Origin of the sequence: Flavobacterium silvaticum, from assembly GCF_012911565.1 — a bacterium.
GTDB lineage: Bacteria > Bacteroidota > Bacteroidia > Flavobacteriales > Flavobacteriaceae > Flavobacterium > Flavobacterium silvaticum.
In genome coordinates this window covers 1-2,449 of sequence record NZ_JAAMPU010000073.1, presented here as the reverse complement: position 1 = coordinate 2,449, position 2,449 = coordinate 1, and the positions used below count along the sequence as shown (strand labels likewise).

The following is a 2,449-nucleotide window of genomic DNA, read 5'->3' as shown; positions in this document are numbered from 1 at the left end:
CGCACGTAGCCTTCGGGGTGGGGGAAGAACTGCAGGACATCGTCTACGTATTGGAAGCCGTCGAGGTACAGGGTTCTTTCGGTTTGGCCTACCTGTGTCACGTTGGCTACGGTCTTCTGGATCTTCTGGCCTAGTGCGTTGTAGAGGTAGCTTATCGTCCAGTTCTGGGTGCCTTGCTTTATCGGGATCTTGACGGGCAGGTTGAGGTGGTTGTAGGTGATGCCTTTGATCTGTTTGTTCTCGTCTTTGGTCATGTTCCCCTACTGGTCGTAGGCGTAACCTTGCTATTTTTTGTCTACAGACCAGAAGTGTGCGCCAACGTGATTCTTGTTTACAGATGTGCCGTTTACAAAATTTTGTAAACAGGGAATGGGGAAACAGTTTAGAAATTGGTTACGATTTGCAGAAAATGAAGGGAGCATTCGATGCATTGATTCTAAATTCGGCTGCCTGATAGGTATCTAAAACGCATCACGCGCCAAACCGGCGCGTGATGCGTTTTAGATTCAATCCTTTGGCTTATGCACGTGAGGTTTTAAATCTGGATGTTTCGGTTGGTTTGGCGGTGTAACCCGTCTTTTTTCAACAGGTGGTGGAATTTGATTCATTAGTAATAAAAGAAAAGACAGCCGTGAAGCTGTCTTTGTTTTTTGGTTGAAAGTCTTAAAGACCCTGTTCTAAGGGGTTTTACGGATGTAAATTTTGGAATGACTTAATCTGAGATTTTGAAACGACCTGACCTAATTAAAATAAGCACGGATATAATACTTTGAATTTTGAATTTTTCCGTTTTTACCAAATAATTCAGAAATTGAATATTTTGCACTTGCAAACCCTAATTCATGTGATTTAGCCAAGTGATACAATGCCAAATTTTTAGTTTTCTCATCCATCAAATTTAGGTTTTGCTTTGGACTGGAATTAATTAAGGCAACAAATATGTGATAATGAGCTTCGGGTAAATCATATTTATTAGCCATAATTATCGAATAATAAAATAGCTCTTTGTAGTTTGAGGCTAAAATGTAATTGGCAGAAACATCATTATAGGCTTTTTCATCTCCATTGTTTAAAGCAACAGCAAACAAGCTATCAGTTTTAACTTTATCATTATTAACTTTCACATAATTAGGAATTTCATCATAATTTTTTGCTTTTGGAGGTTGCTCTTTTTCTTTGCATCCATAGAAAATTAGGAGGCCTGAAGTAATTGTCAACAACTTAGAAATTTTTTTCATTTTTTTTATTTTTTTAAACCTGTAAATTGAGACAGAAATAATGCTGTTTTCAAATCTGTCTTGATACCCACTTGTTTTCCATCTCTAAAAGTCAAAAAACCTGCATTATTTGTGTGATTTGTTACACCTGTTATTTGAGGAACTCCATTTTTCCAACCATAATTTACATAACCATCGGGAGCAATTACAGTCACGCCTGGCAATTTTGAGACTTTTTCGGCAAATGTCACATCCCTCATAATATACGACTTGTCAGATACGTACTCTTCAGATGCTACGTTGCAAGCGTAAAATGTGAGTGTTATAAATTTTCCATCTTTTCTTGCCTGTTGCCAAGCCTTGCTTTTTTGACACATCATTGCATCAAATTCTTCCGCTGTTCTGGCAAACTGTTTTTTACCGTTTTCATCCCAATATTCTATACCGTCAGAATTGGCATGTCCAAAAACATTGAAATTTCCATCACCCTCAACAAATTTAAAACCATTGGGGACACGATGAAATGCCGAACCTTTATTTTCAGATTTTCCAAACAAATCTACTGGCGGTTCTTCTTGAGAATCTTCATTTCCAGAACCTGTTTGCGATAATAAACTTTGAAACTTTTTTTGAGCATCTTCGCCTGTATAAGTCGTTCCGTTTTCATTTTCGACTACTTTCATGCCGTCAGGGTCGATAAAATACACAGGATTGTCAATTGCATAAATATATGGAGAGACAGGATAAAATTTCTCAGCCAACGGGTCAATATTCATCCACCTCCCAATAGCAGGGTCATAATTCCTCGCTCCGTAATCATACAGGTTAAGCCCCAGCTCATCCTGCCACTCCTGTTCTTGGAATTTATAAAGATATGGATTCTCTTCCCCAAACGGCGTCGGCTTTATCATGAGCTGCTGTTCCTCACGTGTGAAATCCTTTTTACCTGAACTGTAGTTGCTGTGCTTTAGCCCAAAAGGGTAATAGTGGTCTTCGTTCAGGATCTTGGTTTCACCGTCGACGAAGTCATAGGCGTAGTTCATCCTTATGTTCCCTAAGTGGTCTTTGTACTGGTACACGTAGCTGAAATCATATTCGGATTGGCCTTCCCCGGGGTTTTCCTTCGGGGTGGCGCGCACGTAGCCTTCGGGGTGTGGGAAGAACTGCAGGACATCGTCTACGTATTGGAAGCCGTCGAGGTACAGGGTTCTTTCGGTTTGGCCTACCTGTGT

Annotated in this window: 3 protein-coding genes; all 3 read right to left on the bottom strand. The window is 39.9% G+C overall.

Annotated elements, in window-relative coordinates; translation table 11 throughout:
• A partial coding sequence (locus G6047_RS00335; protein ID WP_169525324.1) for a hypothetical protein occupies nt 1-254 on the bottom strand: 254 nt, incomplete at its 3' end.
• A 486-nt stretch (nt 255-740) separates the two neighbouring features.
• Nucleotides 741-1,238 carry a hypothetical protein gene (locus G6047_RS00330; protein ID WP_169525322.1) on the bottom strand — a complete coding sequence of 166 codons (498 nt, stop codon included), beginning with the start codon at nt 1,236-1,238 and terminating at the stop codon, nt 741-743.
• A 5-nt stretch (nt 1,239-1,243) separates the two neighbouring features.
• A complete protein-coding gene (locus G6047_RS00325) occupies nt 1,244-2,260 on the bottom strand; it encodes an RHS repeat domain-containing protein (protein WP_235946468.1) in 1,017 nt (338 codons plus the stop codon).
• Nucleotides 2,261-2,449: the final 189 nt, after the last annotated feature.

What these genes read in the sequence shown, in the direction of transcription:
- G6047_RS00330 (WP_169525322.1), bottom strand. Translation starts at nt 1,238, where the DNA reads ATGAAAAAAATTTCTAAGTTGTTGACAATTACTTCAGGCCTCCTAATT.
- G6047_RS00325 (WP_235946468.1), bottom strand. Translation starts at nt 2,260, where the DNA reads ATGAACTACGCCTATGACTTCGTCGACGGTGAAACCAAGATCCTGAAC.